Annotated in this window: 19 protein-coding genes and 1 pseudogene; 11 read left to right on the plus strand and 9 right to left on the minus strand. The window is 71.6% G+C overall.

Annotated elements, in window-relative coordinates; all coding sequences use genetic code 11:
- The first annotated feature begins 99 nt into the window (after positions 1–99).
- From QQK35_RS17780 to QQK35_RS17795, 4 genes are all read left to right on the plus strand, one after another.
- Complete coding sequence (locus QQK35_RS17780) at positions 100–387, plus strand: alpha-L-rhamnosidase C-terminal domain-containing protein (protein ID WP_284255756.1); 288 nt, start codon at positions 100–102, stop codon at positions 385–387.
- The gene (locus QQK35_RS17785) at positions 384–3,227 is read left to right on the plus strand and encodes an MGH1-like glycoside hydrolase domain-containing protein (protein ID WP_284255340.1); all 2,844 of its coding nucleotides are present in this window, start codon (positions 384–386) and stop codon (positions 3,225–3,227) included. Before QQK35_RS17780 ends, QQK35_RS17785 begins: the two co-directional genes overlap by 4 nt.
- 165 nt (positions 3,228–3,392) lie before the next feature.
- A complete protein-coding gene (locus QQK35_RS17790; RefSeq protein ID WP_284255341.1) occupies positions 3,393–6,494 on the plus strand; it encodes a family 78 glycoside hydrolase catalytic domain in 3,102 nt (1,033 codons plus the stop codon).
- A 205-nt stretch (positions 6,495–6,699) separates the two neighbouring features.
- Entirely contained in the window at positions 6,700–7,287 is a 588-nt protein-coding gene (locus QQK35_RS17795) for an alpha/beta hydrolase (protein ID WP_284255342.1), read from the plus strand.
- A gap of 28 nt (positions 7,288–7,315) precedes the next feature.
- On the opposite strand, the gene QQK35_RS17800 is transcribed toward QQK35_RS17795, so the two are convergent.
- The gene (locus tag QQK35_RS17800; RefSeq protein ID WP_284255343.1) at positions 7,316–7,969 is read right to left on the minus strand and encodes a phosphoribosyltransferase; all 654 of its coding nucleotides are present in this window, start codon (positions 7,967–7,969) and stop codon (positions 7,316–7,318) included.
- A 99-nt stretch (positions 7,970–8,068) separates the two neighbouring features.
- Between QQK35_RS17800 and QQK35_RS17805 the strand changes: the two genes are divergently transcribed.
- Positions 8,069–8,503, plus strand: coding sequence for a sulfatase/phosphatase domain-containing protein (locus QQK35_RS17805; protein WP_284255345.1), 435 nt, complete (start codon positions 8,069–8,071; stop codon positions 8,501–8,503).
- A gap of 64 nt (positions 8,504–8,567) precedes the next feature.
- Positions 8,568–8,903: a PASTA domain-containing protein gene (locus QQK35_RS17810; RefSeq protein ID WP_284255346.1), complete on the plus strand. Its 336-nt coding sequence runs from the start codon at positions 8,568–8,570 to the stop codon at positions 8,901–8,903.
- 43 nt (positions 8,904–8,946) lie between these two features.
- On the opposite strand, the gene glnA is transcribed toward QQK35_RS17810, so the two are convergent.
- Entirely contained in the window at positions 8,947–10,371 is a 1,425-nt protein-coding gene (gene glnA, locus QQK35_RS17815) for a type I glutamate--ammonia ligase (RefSeq protein WP_284255757.1), read from the minus strand.
- Between the two features lie 151 nt (positions 10,372–10,522).
- Here glnA and QQK35_RS17820 point away from each other — a divergent pair, with 151 nt between their 5' ends.
- Positions 10,523–10,858: an RDD family protein gene (locus QQK35_RS17820; protein ID WP_348534978.1), complete on the plus strand. Its 336-nt coding sequence runs from the start codon at positions 10,523–10,525 to the stop codon at positions 10,856–10,858.
- Between the two features lie 66 nt (positions 10,859–10,924).
- Here the strand turns inward: QQK35_RS17820 and QQK35_RS17825 are convergent, their stop codons facing one another.
- Genes QQK35_RS17825 through lipB form a run of 4 tightly spaced genes read right to left on the minus strand, consistent with a single transcriptional unit; the run spans position 10,925 to position 13,785 of the window.
- Positions 10,925–11,326, minus strand: coding sequence for a VOC family protein (locus QQK35_RS17825; RefSeq protein WP_284255348.1), 402 nt, complete (start codon positions 11,324–11,326; stop codon positions 10,925–10,927).
- Positions 11,326–12,036, minus strand: coding sequence for a DUF4191 domain-containing protein (locus tag QQK35_RS17830; protein WP_284255349.1), 711 nt, complete (start codon positions 12,034–12,036; stop codon positions 11,326–11,328). The genes QQK35_RS17825 and QQK35_RS17830 overlap by 1 nt, the downstream gene beginning before the upstream one ends.
- A gap of 43 nt (positions 12,037–12,079) precedes the next feature.
- Complete coding sequence (gene lipA, locus QQK35_RS17835; protein ID WP_284255350.1) at positions 12,080–13,099, minus strand: lipoyl synthase; 1,020 nt, start codon at positions 13,097–13,099, stop codon at positions 12,080–12,082.
- A complete protein-coding gene (lipB, locus tag QQK35_RS17840) occupies positions 13,096–13,785 on the minus strand; it encodes a lipoyl(octanoyl) transferase LipB (RefSeq protein WP_284255351.1) in 690 nt (229 codons plus the stop codon). The genes lipA and lipB overlap by 4 nt, the downstream gene beginning before the upstream one ends.
- A gap of 104 nt (positions 13,786–13,889) precedes the next feature.
- Between lipB and QQK35_RS17845 the strand changes: the two genes are divergently transcribed.
- Positions 13,890–15,308, plus strand: a complete 1,419-nt coding sequence (locus QQK35_RS17845; RefSeq protein ID WP_284255352.1) for a protein kinase domain-containing protein — start codon at positions 13,890–13,892, stop codon at positions 15,306–15,308.
- Positions 15,309–15,333: 25 nt separating this feature from the next.
- Here the strand turns inward: QQK35_RS17845 and sucB are convergent, their stop codons facing one another.
- The 3 genes and pseudogenes from sucB to QQK35_RS17860 form a co-directional block, all read right to left on the minus strand.
- Entirely contained in the window at positions 15,334–16,947 is a 1,614-nt protein-coding gene (sucB, locus tag QQK35_RS17850; RefSeq protein ID WP_284255353.1) for a 2-oxoglutarate dehydrogenase, E2 component, dihydrolipoamide succinyltransferase, read from the minus strand.
- A gap of 44 nt (positions 16,948–16,991) precedes the next feature.
- Positions 16,992–18,364: pseudogene (gene lpdA, locus QQK35_RS17855) on the minus strand (dihydrolipoyl dehydrogenase).
- A gap of 97 nt (positions 18,365–18,461) precedes the next feature.
- A complete protein-coding gene (locus QQK35_RS17860) occupies positions 18,462–19,964 on the minus strand; it encodes a leucyl aminopeptidase (protein WP_284255354.1) in 1,503 nt (500 codons plus the stop codon).
- 92 nt (positions 19,965–20,056) lie between these two features.
- On the opposite strand from QQK35_RS17860, the gene QQK35_RS17865 reads away from it, so the two are divergent.
- Genes QQK35_RS17865 through QQK35_RS17875 form a run of 3 tightly spaced genes read left to right on the plus strand, consistent with a single transcriptional unit; the run spans position 20,057 to position 23,953 of the window.
- The gene (locus QQK35_RS17865; protein ID WP_284255355.1) at positions 20,057–20,968 is read left to right on the plus strand and encodes a proteasome assembly chaperone family protein; all 912 of its coding nucleotides are present in this window, start codon (positions 20,057–20,059) and stop codon (positions 20,966–20,968) included.
- 40 nt (positions 20,969–21,008) lie between these two features.
- The gene (locus QQK35_RS17870; protein WP_284255356.1) at positions 21,009–22,469 is read left to right on the plus strand and encodes an MFS transporter; all 1,461 of its coding nucleotides are present in this window, start codon (positions 21,009–21,011) and stop codon (positions 22,467–22,469) included.
- 23 nt (positions 22,470–22,492) lie between these two features.
- Positions 22,493–23,953 carry an RNA polymerase sigma factor gene (locus tag QQK35_RS17875; RefSeq protein ID WP_284255357.1) on the plus strand — a complete coding sequence of 487 codons (1,461 nt, stop codon included), beginning with the start codon at positions 22,493–22,495 and terminating at the stop codon, positions 23,951–23,953.
- Positions 23,954–23,963: the final 10 nt, after the last annotated feature.

Genomic DNA, 23,963 nt, shown 5'->3' on the forward strand with positions numbered 1-23,963 from the left:
AACCACTACGCCTATGGCGCGGTCGCGGACTGGATGCATCGTGCGCTGGGAGGCCTGAGCCCCGCAGAGCCGGGCTATCGGCGCGTGACGGTGCGGCCGATGCTCTCGTCGGCCGGGGTCCCCGTCGCCAGCGCCCAGGTCGGGCACCGGTCGCCGTACGGCGACATCGAGTGCGACTGGCAGATCGACGGCGATGTACTGCGCCTGGCCGTGACGCTGCCCTACGGCGTGACCGCGGACGTCTGGCTGCCCGGCGAGGTGGCCCCGCGCATCGTCGGCATCGGCACGCACCGCTTCACCACGGCCCTCGCACCGACGCGAGGATCCCGGCAGTCACCGATATCCGGGGATCCTCGATCCCGCGGACGCAATGGGAGGACCTCATGACCGACGTGTTCACGCGCTTCACGCCCAGCAGGCGCTCGTTCCTGAAGGGAGCGGGCGTCGTCGCCGCCGCGAGCGCCGCCCTGACGCGGCTCCAGCCGCCGCGAGCGGAGCCGGATCCCGCCGCGACCTATCTGCTCGAGAACGGCTACGTCAGCCTGTCGGGCGCGTACGGCAAGCTCACGCGGTTCGCGTGCGATCCGACGGGTCGGGGCCACTACGAGCCGACCGCGTTCAGCTCGGTCTTCCTCGGCGGCACGGACTTCTTCGACGCCGGTTTCAACGACGACGTGACCTGGACGACGCAGGCAGGCAGGCTCAGCCTCGCGGGGATCCAGCTCCCGTCCGTCAAGAACCTGACGCAGTCCCAGCTCAGCGACCCGATCCCGCTCAGCACCGGCCACACGCTCGGCCAGTCCTTCACCTCGACAGCCTTCCGGTTCACCCGCGTCGGCGGGCAGTTCCCGACGTGGAGCAGCTCGACCACATCGCTGAAGCTGACGCTCTATTCCGGCACCCCGGCCACCGGCCTCACGGAGATCGGCAGCGCGCGGATCGATCCGGTGAAGGACAACGGCTGGGCCTATGTCGATGTGCCGGCGCAGCCCGCCGGCATCTACTATCTCGAGGCGTCCGACGGTTCGGGCACGCCCGGATGGTGGGGCAAGAGCGGCACCAGCACCGTCGACCCGCATGGCGCATCCTTCGCGGATCGCGTGCAGCTCACCGGGCGGGCGATGACCCTCGACGCGGTCGGCTACGACGTCGACGGTGTCGCGACCTGGGACCTCGAGCTCAACGGCCCGAGGCTCGACAGCACCTATCAGCTGACGTGGCAGGGCGCTCCCCGCGCGGACGTCGGCATGACCCTGAACACGTCGTGGGTGAAGGACGGATACTCCATCGACTACGAGGACGGCATCCTGTTCAGCCGGTTCGTCGGCGATGGCGGTGCGTATCTCCCGGCCCAGCAGCTGAAACGCCGGACGGCATGGACCAATGCGGTGAGCGGATCCAAGTGGGTCGCCGGAACCGGCACCGGACCGTACGACCTTCGCATCACGGCGGCCCGACCGACGCTCAACGGCACGATGACGGCCGCCGCGATGAAACTGACGCTCGAGACCGGCGGCACCGAGGCGACGCAGGTCGTCTCCCGCACCGTCGGGTTCGACGTGCAAGCCCACACCGAGGTCCTGCCGGCGATCTTCCCGGTCTTCACGGCATCCGACACCGTACGGGCGAGCCAGGTCTCGTCGTTCTACTGGGAACGTGCCCTCAGCTTCCGGTTCGATGGCCACGCCGCCGACTGGGCGGACTGGAACGGCCGGGTGCTGGACTGGACATCGACAGCGGGACGGGAGGCGCAGCGATCCAACCTGCTCGCGATCAGGCAAGACGACGACGGCTACGTCTGGTCGTGGTCGGATGCCCCCGGCTGGCCGTTCCCCGACCCGAAGCTCTACGACGCCCGGCACTTCACCTCCAATGCCATGTACATCCTCGGCGCATGGCGGTACTACTCCTGGACCGGCGACTCCTCGTTCCTCGCCACGGTTCTGCCGCGCGTGCGCAAGGCGATGGACTTCTATCTGGAGTCCCTCGGCGGCGCGAGCGGAATCGTCACGATCGCGTCCCCCGATCACAGTGGCCGTGACGGGGCGCTGAGCTCCAACTACTGGGACATCACCTCGTTCGGTCATCTCGACGCCTTCCTCAACGCCTACTTCTACGGAGCGCTCGAGGCCATGGCACAGCTCGAGGACCACGTCGGCGGGCGCACACGGGCCAAGCAGTTGCGCGGTCTGCGCCCCGCGGTGCGCAAGCGCTACAACGACCTGTTCTGGAACGACACGGACGGCCGGTACGTGCAGTGCATCGACGTGGATGGGGTGCGGCACGACTTCGGAGCGACATACGTGAACCTCGAGGCCGCGTCGTTCGGCCTGCCGTCGGACTCCCAGGCCGAGCGCATCTTCGACTGGCTGGATCACGGCCGCACCGAGCTGCAGGACTCGGTCGTGCTGATCGAGAGCGGGGGCCTCGCGCCCAAGATCGCGCCCGGACACAGCATGGGGATGAGCTTCACCGCGGATGCGCCCTTCACGAGCGTCGCGGCACGGTTCCCGACCTACGGCGAACGCGGCGCCGCCTTCACGATGACGCTGTATCGCGGACTGCCCGGTCACGCGCCGGTCATGATCGCGGAGAAGGACTTCAGCGACTGGAGCGACGGGAGCGTCGCCCACCTCGACCTGGAGACGCAGCCCGCCGGCGTCTACTACCTGGAGGTCTCGAAGGTCATCGGAACGCTTGCGTGGTGGTCGTCGGCGAAGCCGGTGGCGGGCGCCGCCGCCTATTCGGACGGCGCCGTGGCGCCGGATGCCGCGACCCGCTTCATCGCGGCGCTCGGCGCCTATCGCGAGGGCCCCGCCGACATCTACTCGACGTGGCAGTTCGCCCCCAGGGCGACGACGCGGCGGAACAGCTACTGGTTCTTCCTGAGCGAGCTCACGACGCCCTTCGGTCAGCAGGTGCAGGACGGTGGCGCGATCCTCTACACCTCGGGCTTCGACGTGATGGCACGTGCCCGCTACCGATCCGCCGACGACGCATGGGCCCGGATGACGGCGATCCTCGATCGCTGGAAGGAACCCGACCACCTCTCCGGCGGTTCGCCCCTCCTCCACGGTGAGAGCACCGCCGACGTCGGCGGCTCGGTCGGGACCGACATCCCGTTCCCCGAGAGCGGCCTCGCGCCGGCGAGCTTCCTCTACGCGTTCGTGGGCGCCGAGGCGGAGCCGGATGCCCTGGTGATCACCCCCGGCTCCCGTCGACGCTGAGCAACGCGGGCGTCCGCCATCTGTCGTGGCACGGGCACGACCTCGAACTCGTGGTGACGCGCGATACGGTCTCGATCCAGGGCGACGGCATCTCGCTGGCCCGACGCTACCGGCCGGGCAGATCGGTGCGGGTGACGGTGAACGAGCTGACGCACGGGAACGCACATGGCACCGGGAACGGACGCTGATCCGGCGGCCGTCGTCGCGCCGGGGCGACTCCGCCTCGACCACCAGGAGGAGGATGCTCGATCGCCCGTCCTCGCGACCACGCCGCGCCCGCGCCTGACGTGGCAGCGGTCGCGCGACCCCGTGCCGGCCGAGCGCATCCGGGTCGAACTGCTCGATGCATCCGGCTCGGCGGTCTGGTCGGCAGTCCTTCCGCCCGAGTCGCTCCATGCCGAGCCTCCCTTCGATCTGCCGCCATACGGTGCGTTCCGCTGGCGTGTCCGATCGGAACGGAACGGAAAGGTCTCCGCGTGGGGTGAGCTGGCCTTCGAGACGGGTCCGTGGTCCCTCGCCGACTGGCATGCCTCGTGGCTCGAGGTGCCGGCGGGTGCGATCATCCGCACCGGATTCCGTGCTCGCGCGGCGTCGCTCGCGCGGCTCTATCTCACCGGTCAGGGCGTCGTCGTCGCGCGTCTCAACGGCGCGCCCGTGAATGCCGACCGCCTGGATCCGTCGCGCACCGACATCGGTCGTGCGCTGTACCGCGTCTTCGACGTCGGTGAGCTGCTCGTCGACGGCCGGAACGAGCTCGATCTGATCGTGGGACGGGGTGGATGGCACGCGACGGCGCTCCTGCCGCGCGTGCTCGTCCAGCTCCGGATCGTCGCCCCCGGTGCCGCGGCGCGGTGGGTGGCGCCGGACGAGGACGCCGTGCTCGTCCCGTCGGAGGTCGAGGCCGACGACCCCTTCTACCTCGAGCGCACGCGCGCCGGCGGCGGCACCGCGCCCGGGGCGCCGATCCGCCGGTTGGAGGCCGCCGAGGCGACCACCGATGCGGCCGTGCCGCCTCGCCGCGTCGATCCGGACGGCTCGCCGCCGGTCCGGGCGCAGGCCGCGCTGACGCCGGTCGAGGTCGGCCGCGTCGACGGCGCACGGCAGTTCGACGTCGGACTCAACATCGCGGGGCGCTCGCGCGTCGTCCTCGAATCGCGGGTGCCGCCCGGCACGACCGTCACCGTCGTGCACGGCGAGCATCTCGATGAGCGCGGCCGGATCGACACGACGAACCTGACCATGCCGTACGACCACGGTCGTGAACGTCAGGTGCTCACGCGGGTGTGCGGGGGTCGCCCCGGCGAGGCCGTGGAGCCGCTCTTCGCGTATCACGGGTTCCGCTATCTCGAGGTCCGTGGGCTTCCGGACGACGCCCGGATCCACGTCACGGCGCGTCCGTTCCACAGCGAGCTCCGAACGCGCGGGCGGGTCGACACCGACAACGAGCTTATCGGACGGCTCCTCGAGCGCGCGGAGCGGACGGCGCTCAACAACGTGCACGGCGTGCCGGAGGACTGCCCCACGCGTGAGCAGGCGGCCTGGACCGGCGACATGGCGTCCGCGGCCGACTTCCATTTCGCCCAGTTCGACCACGCCGCGTTCGCCCCGAAGTGGCTCGGGGACCTCGTGACGAGCCAGGGGACGGAGGGCGACATCCCGGGCATCGCGCCCCACGTCGGGCCGGCGGAGACGCCGGCTGACCCAGTGTGGGGAGCCGCGCTGCATCGCGTGCTGTGGAATCACTGGCTGCACGTCGGCGACGAGCGCGTGGTCGACGCGTTCCTCCCCGCGGTGCGCCGCTGGGGGCGCTATCAGCTCGGCCGGATCGGCTCCGCGGGGATCGCGGACGGCTTCCCGATCAGCTACGGGCAGGACTGGCTCGCACTCGAGCAGACGCCGGCGGAGCTGATCCACAGCGGCGCGGTCATCGACAGCCTCGAGACGCTCGCGCTCCTCGAGGAGGCGGCCGGCGATCCGGAAGCGGCGGTCGACTGGCGGGGGCACGCCGAGCGTCTGCGGCTCCGGACGCGCCAGGCGTTCCTCGAGACGGACGGGGGCTCCGGCACCGTGTCGATCGCCAACGGCTCGCAGGGTTCGCTCGCCGTCGCTCTCGAGAGCGGGATGCTGAGCGAGGGGGAATCGGCCCGCGCCGCGGCGCAGCTCGCCGAGCTGGTCCGCGAGCGGGGCAACCGGGTGTCGAGCGGGTTCGCGCTGACCCGCTCCGTGGTGCGGTCGCTCGCCGAGCACGGCTACTCGGCGGTGCTGCTCGACTGCCTGGCTCAGCCCGCCGAGCCGGGCATCGGCGCGATGCTCGCCGCGGGCCCGGGCACCTTCTGGGAGAACTGGTGGATCGATCCCCGCAATACGGGCACCGGCTCCCTCGACCACGTGGGGCTCGGCGCTCCGTTCGCGGCCTGGGTCTGGGAGCACGTGATCGGTGTCCGCCCGACGGACCGCGGCTACCGGCGTTTCGAGGTCCGTCCGGCAGTTCTTTTCGGCATCACGCGGGTGAACGCGACGTTCGAGACGCCGGCAGGCGCCGTCGCCGTCCGATACCGGCGAACCGGCGCCGGGTTCGTCCTGGAGCTCGAGGTGCCGCCCGGCTCGGTTGCGGTCGTGTCCCTGCCCGGCCGCGATCCCATCGAGGCCGGCCCGGGGCGCCACGAGCTGACGGGTGACGCGCTCCCGGTCCCGGAGGCCGTGCCGGCGCCGGAGCTCCCGCGCTGGAGCGCACCCGCGCTCGCGCCGGAGCCCAATGACGAACGGGACGGCCTCCGTCTGGATGCGGGTGCCCGCTGGGAGCCCGGCCGCGGCGAACCGGCGTGGGAGTCGGCCGACCTGGTGTGCATGCCGGTTCCGCACGCGCAGTTCGGCCACGCCGTCACGCAGGTCACGGCGACCGAGGCGGGCGAGGAGGCCTCGATCGTGCTGCGCCTGCCCGAGCCGCTGCCGCTCCGGGGAGCCGGCTTCCTGCACGCCGCGTTCGACCTGTGCTCGCGGGCGGATGCGGCCGGCGCCCGGCTGGTGCTCGCCGCGCATCTCGCCGATGGCTCGCGGCGGCGGGTCGAGACCCGGTCGTGGCCCGCGAGCTGGAATCGGGTGACGCTCGACCTCGCCGGCATCACCGGGGCGCTGATCGCCGTCGAGGTCGGCGTGCGAGCTCCGGCGATGCGCCCGCTCTCGGGCTCCGGCGACGGCCCGGTATCCGGATGGCCGGCATTCCACCTCGGGGAGGTCGGCCTCTCCCCACGTCGCGCCCGATGGTGAGGTCGGTGCGCCCGGCCGCGCGCCGCTCTCTGCTCCCGGCAGAACCCGGCGGCCGGGTCCACGCACGGATCTAGCGTGGGGGAGTGGTCGAGATCCTGTTCGTGCACGGCGCCCTGGTGCGCGACGGAGCGTGGTGGTGGCGCGCGGTCGGCGACATCGTCCGCGCCCGGATGGGCGTGACGAGTCGCGCCGTCGCCTTGCCGTCGTGCGGCGAGGGGGCGGCTCGGCCGCCGCGAGCGGACTGCGCGAAGACGCCGACGCCCTCCAGCGCGAGCTCGACACGGCCGACGATGTCGTCGTCGTGGGGCATTCGTACGGTGGCATGGTGATCGCCGAAGGCGCCGAGCATCCGGCGGTCCGTCACCTGGTGTACATCACGTCATACCTTCCGGACGTCGGGCGATCGCAGTCCGGCGTCGTGAGCGACGAGGCGGACCCCGTCCGCGTCACGATCAGCGAGGGCGTGGTCCACGTCGACGGTTACACGGAGGCCGCCTTCGCGGACCGCTTCTGGCACGACGTCGACGCCCGGTCCACCCGCGACGGTGCGTGGCGCCGGACCACCGGTCAGGGCGCCGCGGCTTTCACGACTCCGACGACCCGCGCCGCCTGGCTCGGTCGCGCCTCGACATACCTCGTCTGCGCGGATGACCGCAGCACCTCCCTCGCCCTGCAGCGTGAGCACGCGGACCGCGCCACTCATGCCGTGGAACTCCCGGCGGGTCACCATCCGTTCCTGTCCCGGCCGGACCTCGTCGCCGAGCAGCTGCAGCGGGTCATCCGGTCCCTCTGAGCGCCGGACCGAGTGCCGCCGTCGCCGCTCAGGGGCGGCGTGCCGACCGGAGGACGTCCTCGACCTCGGCGTCGGACGTCTGGCCGAACCTGCGGTAGTGCGCGCCGACGGCGAAGAAGCCGAGGGGGCGCGCCAGGCAGATGACGGAATCGGCGTCGGGAACGCGGTCGTCGGCATCCGGCGGACCGACCGGCGCAGCCAGGAGCACGCGGCTCGCGCCGAGGTCTCGCGCCACCCGGCAGGCCGCGGTCGCGGTCGCGCCGGTGGCGATCCCGTCATCGACGACGAGCGCGGTGCGCCCGGCGAGGTCCGGCGGGACGTCCCCGTGCCGCAGCCGGGCGACGCGGTCGTCGAGGGTCGCGCGCTCGCGATGCTCGACGGCCTCGATCTGCTCCGGCCGTATGCGCGCAGTAGCGACGAGATCGTCGTCGACGATCCGGACCCCGAGTTCGCCGATCGCGCCGATCGCGAGCTCGGGTCGGAAGGGCGCACCGAGCTTGCGCACGACGAGGACGTCGAGCGGCGCGTGCAGCGCCTCGGCGACCCTGGCGGCGACGATGACGCCGCCGCGCGGCAGGCCCAGGACGACGGGGTCGACGAGGTCGAGCTCGAGGAGCCGATCGCCCAGCCGGCGGCCGGCGTCGTCCCGGTCGGCGAAGAGCTCCGCGGACGATCCCGTCATCGCGACCTCCTCGACCGATCCGACGTCCACAGAGTAGGCCGAGCCCCCGGAGCTCCGCCGTCAGGCGGGCGTGACCTTCTCGATCGGATGGATCCGCACATGAGCCGCCTGGCTGGGGTGCCCGCAGACGAACGCGCCCCACTCGACGGCGCGAGCGTGCTGCCCCTGCTCACCGTCGAGGACGAGGAGCGCCCTGCCTTCTCCGAGTACCACCTCGAGAAGGTCTGGGCGCCCTGCTTCATGGTGCGGCGCGGCAGGTTCAAGTACCTGCACTTCCACGGCCACGGCGTTCAGCTGTTCGACCTCGAGGCCGATCCGGGTGAGTGGCACGACCTCGCAGGGACGCCGGGATACGCCCACATCGAGGAGGAGCTGCGCTCGCTGCTTCTCGACCGATTCGATCCGGAGCAGCTGGCCACCGATGGCGCGGCGAGCATCCCGCGACGGCAGATCGTGGCGGCCGCACTGGCGCGCAACGGCATCCGGTGGGACTACTCGCCGGTAGTGGACGGCACCCGCCGGTACGTGCGCTGAGGGGAGACCATCCGCGGGCCGCTCGACGAGCGGCCCGAGTGACGAGCGGCGTACCGTCGGTCTCATGGTGGAGCGTGCGGCGCATCGTGTGACGGTGCCCGAGGTCGTCGGGCTCCCATTCCACATTGCTCGCGACGTCGCGCGCGAGGCCGGCGTCACCCTTGCGAATCCCGACCCGGACGGCCCGCCCATCGGCGTGCTGGCATGGCCCGGCCTGTTCTACGTCACGTCGCAGAGTCCCGCGGCCGGAAGAGTGCTCTACCGCTGGGACTCCGTCGCCGTCGAGGTCGTCGCGCACGGCGAGGCGGGTTCCCCGGCGATGGCGGAACCGTCGGACGTGCCGCCCGCCGATGTCGCTCACGCCGACCCGGAACGCGACTCGTTCGTCGACCTGACGTGAATCGGGCCGCCCTCCGAGAAGGACGGCCCCCACTCGATCTGACTTACACCCCGAAGTACAGCTCGTACTCGAACGGGTGCGGCCGCTGCGCGAACGGGAGCAGCTCCTTCTCGCGCTTGTAGTCGATCCAGGTGTCGATGAGGTCCTGCGTGAACACGCCGCCTTCGAGCAGGAAGTCGTGGTCGTCCTCGAGGGCACGCAGCGCCTCGTCGAGCGAGCCCGGCAGCTGCGGGATGCCCTTGGCCTCCTCCGGCGGGAGCTCGTAGAGGTCCTTGTCGACGGGCTCGTGCGGCTCGATCTTGTTCTTGATGCCGTCGATGCCGGCCATGAGCTGCACCGCGAAGGCGAGGTACGGGTTGCCGGAGGCGTCGGGCGCGCGGAACTCGATGCGCTTCGCCTTCGGGTTGGTGCCCGTGATCGGGATGCGGATCGATGCCGAGCGGTTGCCCGCCGAGTACACGAGGTTGACCGGGGCCTCGAAGCCCGGGATCAGCCGGTGGTACGAGTTGACGGTCGGGTTGGTGAACGCCGAGATGGCGGCCGCATGCTTCAGGATGCCGCCGATGTACCAGCGCGCGATGTCGGAGAGCCCGCCGTAGCCCTTCTCGTCGTAGAACAGCGGCTTGCCGCCGTCCCAGAGCGACTGGTGGGTGTGCATGCCCGAGCCGTTGTCGCCCATGAGCGGCTTCGGCATGAAGGTCGCGACCTTGCCCCACTCGAGCGCCGTGTTCTTGACGACGTACTTGAACTTCAGGATGTCGTCGGCCGCGTGCACCATCGTGTCGAAGCGGTAGTTGATCTCGTTCTGCCCGGCGGTGCCGACCTCGTGGTGACTGCGCTCGACCTGGAGGCCGACCTCCTCGAGCTTCAGCACGATGTCGTCGCGCAGGTCGGCCATCTGGTCGACGGGCGTGACCGGGAAGTAGCCGCCCTTGTACGGGGTCTTGTTGGCGAGGTTGCCGCCGTCCTCGACGCGGCCGGTGTTCCAGGCCGCCTCCGAGGAGTCCACCTCGTAGAAGCTCTTGTTCTGCCGCACCTCGTAGCGCACGTCGTCGAAGATGTAGAACTCGGCCTCCGGGGCGAAGAACGCCGTGTCGGCGATGCCGGTCGAGGCGAGGTACTTCTCCGCCTTCTTGGCGACCTGCCGCGGGTCGCGGCCGTAGACCTCGCCGTTGCGGGGGTTGTAGATGTCGAAGACGACCACGAGCGTGCGCTCGGTGCGGAACGGGTCGACGAACGCCGTCGAGATGTCGGGGATGAGCTGCAGGTCCGACTCGTGGATCGACTGGAAGCCCCGGATGCTGGACCCGTCGAACAGCTGACCCACCGAGAAGAACTCCTCATCGACGGTCGACGCCGGGATGTTGAAGTGCTGCTGGATGCCCGGCAGATCGGTGAACCGGATGTCGAGGAACTTGACATCCGTGTCCTTGATGAACTTCAGGACCTCGGAGGAGTCGCTGAACAGGGGGTGGACATAGGTGCGGAACTCTCCCGTGGCCGTGATGAGGACGGCTGCCGAGCGCAGCCTTGCCCGAAGGCTAGGCCGCGGCGGTTTCCCCATCGTGACCGCTTTGTTTCGGGGATGTTACGCGGGCGGGCGCTCCTAGGCTGGCGGGGTGAGCGCATCCTCCGACCGCAGCTGGCCCGGACGCGGTCTGGGATTGCCCGAGGACGGCCCCCGCTCCATCGCCCGCATCGGCCGGCGGATCGGCGCGATCGCGATCGACTGGGGGATCTCCTACGCCCTGGCCTGGACGGTCTTCCACCAGCGCGATCTCCGGGTCGACGGCCTCTACGTGCTCGCGGTGTTCGCGGTGTTGACGATCCTGTTCGAGCTCTTCTTCCTCGGCAGCCCCGGCCACCTCATCCTGCGCATGCGCGTCGTGCCGCTGCGCGGGGACGGCTCGCTCCGTGGCAGCCGCTCGTGCGCACGCTGCTGCTGTGCCTGGTGATCCCGGCCGTGATCCCGGATGGCGACCAGCGGGGCCTCCACGACCGCGCGGCCGCGACCATCCTGGTCAGGGTGTAGCCAGGGCGCCCCGGTCCGACGTCAGCAGCGCGACGTTGCCGTCGGGGTCGTCGACCATCGCGGCGTACGGCCCGCTCGTCTGCTGCGGCGCCATCCGGCCGTGGTAGCCGGCCGCCGTCAGCTGCGCGTACGTCGCGTCGACCGCGCCGTCGGTGCCGAGGTAGAACTCGAACAGGCTGCCGTAGCCGGTGGCCGGCCGTTCGAACGCGGGGTCGAACGCCTGGGCGAAGACCGTGTCGAAGAAGATGCTGACGCCGCTGTCCATGCGGTGGATGACGAACGGCTTCTCGTCGGCGTCCTCCGGGATCGGCAGCCCGACCATGCGGTAGAACCGCAGCGCCCGCGGCATGTCGCGCACGAGCACGCCGAGCATGCTCAGCTGGACGGACATCAACGCGGGCGCGGTGCGCGCACCCGCCGCGGGTCGATGCCCTTCGGGATGCCGATGCCGCCCATCCCGCGGCTGAGCGAGGCGAGCCGGCTCGACACCGCGGCGACCTCCGCCTTGGTCAGCGTCGACTTGAACGTGCGCAGCCTGGACACGATGCGGTGCAGCGGCGTGGCGTCGGGGTCGGGGCCGACGTAGATGAAGTGGATCGGCACGTTCGGCAGGACGCGGGCGACGTTGGCGCGCTCCTTCTCGAGCATGGGCTGGGTACGTGAGCGCGGCCCCTCGCCGATGAGCACGACGCCGCCGCGGCCGACGGCGCGGTAGACGGCGTCCTGAGTGCGCGGGCTGATGTTGACCGGCATCTCGTTGCCGACCCAGCTGCGGCGCAGGCCGTTCTTGAGCACGGCACCGACCGCTCCGGGCTGGCCCTCGATGCCGCCGTACGCCGCTCGCTCGGCGCGGCGCCCGAGCACGATGATCCCGAGCAGCACGCCGAGCAGCACGCCGACGATGATGTACAGCACCAGCCCGAACACGTTGTCGCGTGAGAGCAGCACCCCGGCGACGATGCCCGCGGCGATGGGCACGAGCAGGCAGGCCAGCAGCCACCAGACGATGCTGCCGTCGTAGCGGCGGGTCATCTGGAAGACCCGCCACATCTGGACGAGCCGGTTCGGCTCCTTCTCGGGCTTCTCGGTCGCGCGGGCCATAGGGATCAGAATACGGGGCGCCGCGGGTGCGCGAGTCGAGCGATCACCCCACCGCCTGGGCGAACTCCGCGCTGTCGGCGAGATGCTGCAGCTCGGCCGGGATCGGGCGCCCCTTCGCGAGCATCGACGTCGCCCACAGCCGCCCGGCGCGATAGCTCGACCGCACGAGGGGCCCGGCGAGCACGCCGAGGAACCCGATGCGCTCGGCGATGTCCTTCAGCTCTGCGAACTCCTGCGGGGCGACCCAGCGCGCGACCGGCAGGTGCCGCGGGCTCGGCCGCAGATATTGCGTGATCGTGATGATGTCGGTGCCCGCGTCGTGCAGGTCCAGAAGGGCCTGCTCGACCTCGGCGCGCTCCTCGCCCATGCCGAGGATGAGGTTGGACTTCGTGATGAGACCCGCCTCCCGGGCCCGGGTCAGCACACCGAGGGACCGGTCGTAGCGGAACGCCGGCCGGATGCGCTTGAAGATGCGCGGCACCGTCTCGACGTTGTGTGCGAAGACCTCGGGCCGGCTCGCGAAGACGACGTCGAGCAGTGCCGGGTCACCGGAGAAGTCGGTCGCGAGGATCTCGACCCCGGTGCCCGGATTGGCCTCGTGGATCGCGCGCACGGTCTCGGCGTGCAGCCATGCCCCCTCGTCGGGCAGGTCGTCGCGCGCGACGCCGGTCACGGTTGCATAGCGCAGGCCCATCGTGCGCACGGACTCGGCGACGCGGCGCGGCTCGTCGGTGTCGTAGTCGGCCGGCTTGCCGGTGTCGATCTGACAGAAGTCGCACCGGCGCGTGCACTGGCTGCCGCCGATCAGGAACGTCGCCTCGCGGTCCTCCCAGCACTCGTAGATGTTGGGGCAGCCCGCCTCCTGACAGACCGTGTGCAGGCCCTCGTCCTTGACGAGGCGGTGCAGCTCGGTGAACTCCGGACCCATCCTGGCGCGGGTCTTGATCCAGTCGGGCTTGCGCTCGATCGGCGTCTGCGCGTTGCGCACCTCGAGGCGCAGCAGCTTGCGGGCGCCGGCGTGGCGCGGGTCGCCGGGGGCGATCCCATTCGTGACGGCGCTCATGCGCCGACGGTCGCGGTCTGCAGGGTCGGCTCGTCGTGCAGGCTGTGCAGGCTCGGCGCGAGGTGCCGCTCGAAGCGATCCACCACGAGCGGCACGACATCGGCGGGCGTGACCGTCCGGCCGAGCTCGCGGCTGATGCTCGTGACGCCCGCGTCGGCGAGACCGCACGCGATGATCGCGCGGTAGGCGTCGAAGCCGTTGCTGCAGTTCAGCGCGAAGCCGTGCGTGGTGACGCCGTCGGCCACCCGGATGCCGATGGCCGCGATCTTGTCGCCCACCGGCCGCCGCTCGTCGACCAGCCAGACGCCGCTGCGGCTCTCGACGCGCACGCCCGGCACGCCGAGCTCCTCCAGCACATCGATCAGCATCCCCTCGAGCCGCCGCACGTACGCGACGACGTCGATGGGGTCGGCCAGCCGCACGATCGGGTAACCGACCAGCTGACCGGGGCCGTGCCAGGTGATCTTGCCGCCGCGATCCACGTCGATGACGGGGGTGCCGTCGACCGGCCGTTCCTGCGGTTCGGTCCTCTTGCCCGCGGTGTACACCGACGGGTGCTCGAGGAGCATCACGGTATCGGGCGCCCGGCCGCTCGCGACGGCCGCGTGCAGGGCACGCTGCCGGTCGAGGGCCGTCGAGTACGGCACGGAGTTGGCGCTTAGCCCCGTGTCGACGTAGTCGACCATGTTCCGATCCTAGGCGGCGTCCTCCACCTCCTCGTTCGGGCGCACCGTCCACCCGGTGAGGCGGTCTCGGATCGGGCGCATCGACGGCGGATCAGGCTGGTCGGGTGGACGATGGGCAGGAGATCGGCGGGTACCGCGTGCTGCGACGGCTCGCGGTCGGGGCGCGCAGCACGGTGCTGCTCGCTTACGACGGCGAAGGAGCCGACGGCGTCGTGCTGAAGGTGACACCGGCCGACGACCCGGCGGCGCTCCGCGAGGCGGCGGCGCTCGATCGGGGCATGGGCGATCACGTCGTGGCGCTGCTCGACGCCTGCGCGGACGACGACCGGCTCGCGCTGGTGCTGCCGCGGCTGCCCGGCCCGGACCTCGCACGGCTGCTCGCGGACCGCACCGAGCTGGAGGGCGGTGAGGCCGTCACGATCCTCGCCCCGCTCGGTGCGACCGTCGGCCGGCTGCACGCCCGGGGCGTGGCGCACGGGGCGCTCGACGCCGGGTCCGTGCTCTTCGACGTCGACGGTGCGCCCGTGCTCATCGGGTTCGGCGCGGCGTCCGCCTTCGACGCGGACCTTCCGGAGGTCGGGCTCGAGGGGATCGCCGGCGTCGCGAGCGATCGGACCGGGCTCCGCGCCCTCGCGGCGACCGTGCTGGGCCGCGTCGGCGGCGACCGCCGTGCGGCAGCACGGCGCCTGCTCGCGCGGCTGGCGAGCACGCCGGATGCCGCGCTCACCGGTGTCCTTGCGTCGGAGCTCTTCGACGTCGCCGCGGCCCTGCCCGTGCGATTCGCCGACCCGTCACCGCCGCTCGGCGGATCGGGCGGGCGCCTCGTGCCGGTCTCCGCGCCCGTGGCGCCGGATGACGGCGCACCGCGCCCCGGGTGGACGGGGCGCGTCGAAGCCCTGCTCGACCGATCGCCCGCCGCCGAGGTGAAAGCGGCGGCGCTGCGACGGTGGTCGGGGCTGCCCGCCGCCCGCCGCAAGCTGCTGCTCGCGACCGGGGTGGGGGCGCTGGCGTTGATCGTCGCCGTCGTCGCGATCCCGAGCGGCCCCGCACCCGGCGCCGCGGCGGGTGCCGTGGCTCCGTCGGGGTCGCCGACGCGGTCCCACCCGGGTCGTGCATCCGCCTCGCCCCGTCCGGCGGCGAGCGACGATCCCGTGCGGGGCGATGACCCGGTCGCCGCGGCGACGGCGCTGCTCCGGGGGCGCGAGCGATGTCGGCGGGAGCTCTCGGTGCTGTGCCTCGACGACGTCGACCAGGACGGGTCGTCGGCCGCCCTGACGGACCGGGATGCCATCCGCGCGGCGCAGGACGGTGGTGAGCTGGCCACCGATCCGCTGCCCGCGTCGGCGGAAGCGGCGGCACGGCTCACCGAGCGGCTGGGCGGCTCGGCGCTGGTCGGGCTCGGCGGGGGAGCGTCGATCCTGCTCGTGGACGGCGCGGACGGCTGGCGGATACGCGACATCCTGCCGGCGCCGGCGGTGACGCCGGCAGTCCCGCAGACGCCGACGCCGCCACCCGGAGGATGACGGCGTCGGTCGACGGTGAGACGGATCAGATGCCGAGCTGGCCCTCGAAGTCGGCGCCCTCGAGACGCTCCTTGACCGCGCCGAGGAAGCGGGCGGCGTCCGCGCCGTCGACGATGCGGTGGTCGTACGAGAGCGCGAGGTAGACGATCGAGCGGATCGCGATCGCGTCCGTGCCGCCCTCGCTCACCACGACCGGCCGCTTCGCGACGATGCCCGTGCCGAGGATCGCGGACTGGGGCAGGAAGACGATCGGGGTGTCGAACAGCGCGCCGCGCGATCCCGTGTTGGTCACGGTGAAGGTGCCGCCGGCGAGCTCGTCGGGCTTCAGGCGGTTGCCGCGCGTGCGCTCGGCGAGGTCCGCGATCTGCTTCGCGATGCCGGCCAGGTCGAGCTCGCCCGCATCCCGGATCACCGGGGTCAGCAGACCGCGCTCGGTGTCGACCGCGATGCTGATGTTCTCGTGATCCGGATAGACGATGCTGTCGCCGTCGACCGTCGCGTTGACGATCGGGAACGCGCGCAGGGCCTCCGCGGCGGCGAGCGTGAAGAACGGCAGGAAGTTCAGCTTGACGCCGGTCTTCGCCTGGAAGTCGCCCTTCACGCGGTCGCGCAGTGCCGCGACCTTCGTCACGTCGACCTCGACGACGGTCGTGAGCTGCGCGAGCGTCTGCATCGAGACGACGGCCCGCTCGGCGACGACCTTGCGCAGGCGCGACATCGGCACGGTCGTGCCGCGCAGCGCGGAGACCTCGGCCGGCTGGCGCGACGCGGCGTCAGCCTCGGCGGGAGCGGCCGGGGCTGACGGAGCCGTCGCGGCATCGAGCACGTCCTGCTTGCGGATGCGGCCGCCGACGCCGGTGCCGGAGACGGCGGAGAGGTCGATGCCCTTCTCGTTCGCCAGCTTGCGCACGATCGGGGTGACGTAGCCGGCGTTCGGAGCGACCGCCGGAGCGGCGGGCGCCGCGGCCGCGGGAGCTGCGCCGGCCGGAGCCGCTGCAGCCGGAGCCGGCGCGGCAGCGGGAGCTGCCGCTGCGGGAGCCTCTGCGGCCGGGGCGGGCGTCGCGGGCGACGTGCCGGCGGGCGCGGGGGCAGGAGCAGCTGCGGGTTCGGGAGCGGGCTGAGCCGGCTCGGCCGGCTGGGCTGCGGGTTCCGGGGCGGGCTGGGTGGTCTCCGCCTGCTGGGCCGCGGTGGCGGGCTGCTCCGCCTCGACGGGCTGCTCGGTCGACGGGGTCGCCGTCTCGGCCGGCGTCGGCTGCGGGGCCGGGACGGTCTCCTGGGCCTGCGCGGCCGGCTGCTCGGCGGGTGCCGCCGGAGCCTCGGGGGCCGCGGCGGGCTGCGCGGCCTCGGCCGGTGCCGCCTCGGCCTGCGGGGCGGCCTGCGGAGCCGCCTCCTCACCGCCGGAGCCGTCGCCGATCGTGACGAGCGCCGTGCCCACCTCGACGGTCTCGTCCTCCTGCACGAGGATCTGCTCGATGACCCCGGCGACCGGCGACGGGATCTCGGTGTCGACCTTGTCGGTCGAGACCTCGAGCAGCGGCTCGTCGACCTCCACGCGGTCGCCGACCTTCTTGAGCCAGCGGGTCACCGTGCCCTCCGTGACGCTCTCCCCGAGCGCAGGAAGGCTGACGGATTCGCTCATCGGTGATGCTCCTTATTCGTGGTGCTGTTCAGGGTAGTCCGGCCTCAGATCGCGTGGAGCGGCTTCCCGGCGAGTGCCAGGAACGCCTCACCGAGCGCCTCGTTCTGGGTGGGGTGCGCGTGGATGTACGGGGCGATGTCCTCGGGGTAGGCCTCCCAGCCGACCGCGAGCTGGGCCTCGCCGATGAGCTCGCCGACGCGGGCGCCGATCATGTGCACGCCGACGACGGGCCCGTCCTTGACGCGCACCACCTTGACCGAGCCGGACGTCTCGAGGATGTGGCTCTTGCCGTTGCCGGCCAGGTTGTAGTCGTACGCCACGACCTGGTCGTCGCCGTAGGTCTCCTTGGCCCGGGCCTCGGTGATGCCGACCGATGCGACCTCGGGGTCGGAGTAGGTGACGCGCGGGATCGTCGACTCCTCGAGGCGGATCGGGTTCATGCCCGCGATCTCCTCGGCGACGAAGATGCCCTGCAGGAATCCGCGGTGGGCCAGCTGCAGGCCCGGGACGATGTCGCCGACGGCGTAGACGCCGGGCACGTTGGTCTGCAGCCGCTCGTCAGTGAGCACGAAGCCGCGGTCCATGTTCACGCCGACCTCTTCGTAGCCGAGGTTCGCGGTGACCGGACCACGGCCGACCGCGACGAGCAGGACGTCGCCGTCGAAGGTGGCGCCGTTCTCGAGCGTGACGTGCACGCCGTTCTCGTCCTGGCTCGCGCTCTGGAAGCGCACCCCGAGGCTGAACTCTATGCCGCGCTTGCGGAACGCCCGCTCGAACTGCTTGCTGACCGACTCGTCCTCGTTCGGCACGAGGTGCGGCAGCGCCTCGATGATCTGCACGTCCGCACCCCACGAACGCCAGACGCTCGAGAACTCGACGCCGATCACGCCGCCGCCGAGCACGAGCGCCTTCTTCGGCACGGTGTCGAGGTTCAGCGCCTGCTCGGAGGTGATGATCCGGCCGCCGATGTCGAGGCCGGGCAGCGAGCGCGAGTACGACCCGGTCGCCAGGATGACGTTCTTACCCGTGACCGTCACGTCGCCGACCTGCACGGTCGTCGGGGAGGTCAGGCGCCCTCGCCCTCGATCGTGGTGATGCCGCGGGCCTTGATCAGCCCCTGCAGGCCCTTCCACTTGCTCGAGACGATGCTGTCGCGGTACTGCGCGACCCCGGCCAGGTCGATGCCCTGGAGCGTGGCCTGCACGCCGTACCGGGCGGCATCCCGCGCATGATCGGCGATCTCGGCGGCGTGCAGCAGCGCCTTCGTCGGGATGCACCCGACGTGGAGGCACGTGCCGCCCACCTTGCCCTTCTCGATGAGGCCCACGGTGAGGCCCAGCTCGGCGGCCCGGAGCGCGGCGGCATAGCCCCCGCTTCCGGCGCCCAGCACGACAAGGTCGAAGTTCTGCTCGGACACCCGGCATCTCCCTGTGCATGAAGCGAGGTGAGCACCGCGCAAGGGGGTGGCGTCGCGGTGCGGACGAAACGACAGAGGATTTCTGCCGCCAACAACCCTATCCCTTCCGGCTCAGGCTTTCCGTGAGCGCGATGAGGGTGCGCACGGTCGATCCGGTCGGGCCCTTGGGCGTGAACCCGTACGGGCCGCCGCTGTTGTTGGCGACGCCGGCGATGTCGAGATGGGCCCACGGGATCGGCCGGGCGTCGGCGCCGTCGCCGCGGGTCGGCACGAAGTGCTGGAGGAAGGTCGCGGCGACGAGCATGCCGCCCGTGGTCACGCCGGGGCGCGAGTTCACGATGTCGGCGACGTCGCTGTCCAGGATGCTGCGCAGCTCCGGCGGGATCGGCATGGCCCACGCGGGCTCGGCCGCATCCGCACCGGCGTCGAGCACCCGCTGGACGATCTCGTCGTCGCCCATCACCGGCGTCACCCGCTCGCCCATCGCGACGCGCGCCGCGCCGGTGAGGGTCGCGACATCGAGGATGAAGTCGGGGTCGTCGTCGGCCGACGCACCCAGGCCGTCCGCGAGCACGAGCCGGCCCTCGGCATCCGTGTTGAGCACCTCGACCGTGCCGCCGCCGAACATGGTGAGCACGTCGTTCGGCCGCATGGCGCTGCCGGAGGGCATGTTCTCCGCGACGCAGAGCCGCGCGGTCACCTCGACCGGCAGGCCGAGCCGTGCGATCGCGAGGGTCGCGGCGAGCACGACCGCGGCCCCGGTCATGTCGTATTTCATGCCGACGAGCCCCGTCGCCGGCTTGAGCGTGATGCCGCCCGAGTCGTACGTGATGCCCTTGCCGACGAGCGAGATGCGGCGCTCGGCGCCGGCAGGGCGGTAGCGCACGACCACCAGGCGCGGCGGTCGCACCGATCCCGAGCCGACCCCGAGGATCCCGCCGAAGCCGCCCTCGTGCAGCGCCGCCTCGTCGAGCACCTCGACCTCGACCGGGAGCCCCGCTGCGAGCTCCTGCGCGCGCTCGGCGAGCGCCTGCGGGTAGAGGTCGTTGGCGGGGGTGGATGCCAGATCGCGCACCGTGTGGACGGCCGTCGCGACCGCCGCGGCGTGCTCGACGAGAGCGGGGGCGTCGAGCCCGGACGCCGCGTGCACGACGATCTCGGCGACGGGTCGCTTGGCGGAGGCCGCCTTGGCGGCGGAGCGGTACGTGGTGAACGACCACGACCCGAGCGCCGCGCCCTCGAGCACCGCCGCCGCACGCTCGGCGTCGTCCGCGGGCAGCGCGATGGCCACCCTGGCGGTGCCGGCGAGCTGCCGGACGGCGGATCCGGCGGCGGCCCGCAGCGCATCCACCGTGGCGTCGCCGCCGAGCCCGATGAGCGCGATCGGCGGCGCACCCTCGATGAGGGCCGGAAGCCGGCGCAGTTCGTCGGGCGCTCCGGTCGTACCGATCGAGGCGAGTGCCGCGGAGATCGCGCCGAACGCGTCGTCGTCCCGCGCGAGGCGCGGTCCGTCGTCACCCGAGAGCACCCCGAGCACGAGGACGTCGGCGTCGGCCGAGAGCGGGGAGGCGGAGACGAGCGAGAGTGCGGGAACGGCCATGCCGATCACGCTATCCCCGTGTTCGCTCTGGGCATGACGGGCGGCCCCTCCGGCTCCGGCGACCGGCGGGCCCGGCGACCTAAAATCGACGCATGAGCGACCCGCGCGGACTGTACGACCTCACGTTCGAGGCCGCCACCGTGCCCACCGGGCTGCACCTCGTCGCGGGCCTGACCGGATTCTCCGACGCGGGAGCGGCCGTGGGCCAGTTCAGCGAGTACCTGCTCGAGAACCTCGAGGTGCGCGAGATCGTGACCTTCGACGCCGACGAGCTGCTCGACTACCGCGCGCGCCGTCCGATCATGACCTTCGTGCAGGACCACCTGACCGAGTACAAGCCGGCCAAGCTCTCCCTGTATCTGGCGAAGGACGAGCTCGGCCAGCAGTTCCTGCTGCTGACCGGATTCGAGCCGGACTTCCAGTGGGAGCGGTTCAGCCAGGCGATCATCCAGCTCGTGCAGCGTTACCAGGTGAAGGACACCACCTGGGTGAACGCGATCCCGATGCCGACGCCGCACACCCGCCCGATCGGCGTCACGGTCAGCGGCAACCGCACCGACCTGATCGACGCGCTGTCGATCTGGAAGCCGTCGACCCAGCTGCCCTCGAACGCCCTGCACCTGGTGGAGTACCGGCTCTCGGAGCTCGGTCACCCGACCGCCGGGTTCGTGCTGCTCGTGCCCCACTACCTCTCCGACACCGAGTACCCGATGGCCGCCGTCACGGCGCTCGAGAGCATCAGCGCGGCCACCGGCCTGATCTTCCCGACCGACCGGCTGCGCGAGGAGAACCGCGAGTTCATCGCGAAGGTCGACGACCAGGTCGAGAACAACCAGGAGCTCCAGCGGCTCGTGGGCACCCTCGAGGCGCGCCACGACAGCTACATGGAGGAGAATCCGATGCCCTCGCCGCTCGTCGACGAGAGCGGGGAGCTGCCGAGCGCCGAGACGATCGCCGCAGAGCTCGAGAAGTTCCTCGCCAACCGGCGCGACGACGACCGCTGATCGGGGCCGCCGGATGCCGGCCCGGCCCTAGCCTGGACGGGTGAACTCGCGCCGCGCCTGGCTGGTGTTCGGCGTGGGTGTGCTCGCGTACCTCGTCGCCGTCACGCAGCGCAGCACCTTCGGCGTCGCCGGAGTCGCGGCGACCGAGCGCTTCGACGCCACGGCCGCTGCCCTCTCGGCCGTCGCCGTCGTGCAGGTCGCGGTCTACGGGCTGCTGCAGGTGCCGGTGGGGGCACTGCTCGACCTGTTCGGCTCCCGGCGCATCCTGCTGATCGGTGCCGCCCTGATGGGGCTCGGGCAGCTCGTGGTGGCGTTCTCGCCGGTGCTGGTGCTCGCGGGGGCGGGCCGGGTGCTCGTCGGGTGCGGCGACGCGTTCACCTTCCTCAGCGTCATCCGGCTGCTGCCCGGCTGGTTCACGCCACGCCTGCTGCCGCAGCTGCTGCAGTGGGTCGGGATGCTCGGATCGCTGGGGCAGGTCGTGTCGGCCTTCCCGTTCGCGCTCCTGCTGCGCGAGTCCGGATGGCAGCTCGCCTTCCTGACCTCGGTCGCGCTCTCGGTGCTGGCCACCGCTCTCGTCGCCTTGTTCGTGCGAGCGGGCGAGCCGCTTCCCCTCACGACGCCGATTCCGGCCGGCGGGCGGCTGGTGATCCTGACCTCCGCGCTTCGCCGGCCGGGCACGCAGCTGGGCTTCTGGGCGCACACCCTGCTCGCGTCGCTGCCGAACCTGCTGAGCGTGCTGTGGGGATATCCGTATCTGACGGTGGCGGTCGGGCTGCCGATCGGCACGGCGGCGCTCACCATGGGGCTCTTCGTGGCGGCCTCGATCATCGGCGGACCGACCATCGGGTATCTCGTGGCGCGGTTCCCGTGGCGCCGCAGCAACCTGGTGCTGGGCGTGGGCGCCCTGAGTTACGGCGCTCTGCTGGTCCTCGTGCTGTGGCCGGGCGTGCCGCCGCTCGGCGTCATCATGGCGGCGTTCCTGGCCATCGGCGTCGCCGGGCCGGGCTCGATGGTGGGACTCGACTTCGCGCGCACGTTCAACCCGTCGCATGCGGGCGGGTCGGCGAGCGGCATCGCGAACTCGGGCGGCTTCATCGGAGCGTTCGTCGGCATGTTCCTCGTCGGCGTGCTGCTCGACGCCCGCGGCGGGAAGGGCGCGGCGATCGACGTGCTGTACTCCTACGATGCGTTCCGGATCGCGTTCCTCGCGCCCTTCGCGATCGGGCTCGTCGCCCTCGTCGGGCTCCTGATCTCGCGCCGCAGGACCCGGGCGCGGATGTTCCTCGAGGACGGAATAATCATCGCCCCGTTCTGGGTTGCACTGTTCCGACGGGTGCGCGGGGGCGTCGCGGCCCGAAAGGCACGGATGAGGGCGATGGCTCGTCGTCGACTGTGCGATAATGATTGTTCAGGACCCAGTCGGTTCCCGTGTTCGCGTCGATGTCTGGCATTCGGCGCGGGGGACTTGACATGGGTCTTAGTAATGCCCGCCGAGTGCTGATCGGCGGGCCGGAAGGGGTCACCATGGCAACCCGGAGCTCGGTGAAGTCGGTCGAGACGGTCGACGAGGACCGTCCCACGAAGACCGCGGCATCGAAGACCGCGACGAAGACGGCGGCGTCGAAGGCGCCCGCCGCGAAGAGTGCTGCGAAGCCGGCGGCCAAGCCGGCCGCGAAGGCCGCGCCGGCCACGAAGGCGGCGAGCAAGCCCGCGGCGAAGGGCGCCGCACCGAAGGGCGCGACGAAGGCCTCGGCCGCGAAGGCCTCGAAGGCGACCGCGTCCGATGAGGACGCCGACGACGAGCTCGAGCCCGACGTCGAGCTGGCGACCGACGACGAGGAGCTCGACACCGAGGACGCCGTCGCGGACCCGGATGCTGCCGACTCGGACGTCGCGGAGGCCGCGCCCGACGCCGACGACAAGACGCCCGACGCCGCGGACGGCGACGACGCCGACGAGACGGAGGAAGAGGAGACCGAGGCCGATGCGCCGCTCCCGTCGGGTGCGCTGCGCCTCTCGATGACGGACGACGAGGACGAGGTCCCCGTCTACTCGGCCACGATCACCGGCGCCACCGCCGACCCGGTCAAGGACTACCTCAAGCAGATCGGCAAGGTCGCGCTGCTGAACGCCGCGGAGGAGGTCGAGCTCGCGATGCGCATCGAGGCCGGCCTGTTCGCGGAGGAGAAGCTCGGCGGCATGAGCGACACCGAGAAGCGCACGCAGCTCGGTCGCGAACTCGCGTGGGTCGCTCGCGACGGCCAGCGCGCCAAGAGCCACCTGCTCGGCGCGAACCTGCGCCTCGTGGTCTCGCTCGCCAAGCGCTACACGGGTCGCGGCATGCAGTTCCTGGACCTCATCCAGGAGGGCAACCTCGGCCTCATCCGTGCGGTCGAGAAGTTCGACTACACCAAGGGCTTCAAGTTCTCGACGTACGCCACCTGGTGGATCCGGCAGGCGATCACCCGCGCGATGGCCGACCAGGCGCGCACCATCCGCATCCCGGTGCACATGGTCGAGGTCATCAACAAGCTCGCCCGCGTGCAGCGCCAGATGCTCCAGGACCTGGGCCGCGAGCCCACGCCCGAGGAGCTCAGCCGCGAGCTCGACATGACCCCCGAGAAGGTCATCGAGGTGCAGAAGTACGGCCGCGAGCCGATCTCGCTGCACACCCCGCTCGGCGAGGACGGCGACAGCGAGTTCGGCGACCTCATCGAGGACACCGAGGCGGTCGTGCCGGCCGACGCGGTCGGCTTCACCATGCTGCAGAAGCAGCTGGAGTCGCTCCTGGACTCGCTCAGCGAGCGCGAGGCGGGCGTGATCCGCATGCGGTTCGGCTTGGGCGACGGGATGCCGAAGACGCTCGATCAGATCGGCGACACCTTCGGTGTGACGCGCGAGCGCATCCGCCAGATCGAGTCGAAGACGATGGCGAAGCTGCGCCACCCGTCGCGGTCGCAGTCGCTGCGCGACTACCTCGAGTAGGAGTCCCCCT

This window comes from Pseudolysinimonas kribbensis (assembly GCF_030161895.1).
Taxonomy (GTDB): domain Bacteria; phylum Actinomycetota; class Actinomycetes; order Actinomycetales; family Microbacteriaceae; genus Pseudolysinimonas; species Pseudolysinimonas kribbensis.